The following is a 228-nucleotide window of genomic DNA, read 5'->3' as shown; positions in this document are numbered from 1 at the left end:
CCTCCCGCACCCAGACGTACACCCCGCCCTTCCACCCCGTCGCGAGCTCCGCGGCGACGAGGGCGGCGGGGGCGAGGAAGAGCACCGCGGGGATGAGGTACAGCGTGATGCTGCCGAGGCCGTAGTTCGCCATCGCGGGCAGGGACCGCAGGCTCGCCACGACGACGAGGGTGAGCAGGGCGAGCTGGCCGATGCCGAGGTCGGCGACGGCGGGACGGGATACGCGCG

1 pseudogene is annotated in these 228 nt (G+C 74.1%); it reads right to left on the bottom strand.

The annotated features are described in order from the left end of the window. Window positions 1-193 (bottom strand): annotated as a pseudogene (locus KVS71_RS19795) (amino acid:proton antiporter); the annotation flags it as partial. Window positions 194-228 lie beyond the last annotated feature (35 nt).

The sequence above is a fragment of the Microbacterium sp. GbtcB4 genome (assembly GCF_019091465.1).
In the GTDB taxonomy this organism is placed as follows: domain Bacteria; phylum Actinomycetota; class Actinomycetes; order Actinomycetales; family Microbacteriaceae; genus Microbacterium; species Microbacterium paraoxydans.
The sequence above is the reverse complement of the archived record's forward strand: the minus strand, read 5'-3'. Positions and strand labels throughout refer to the sequence as shown.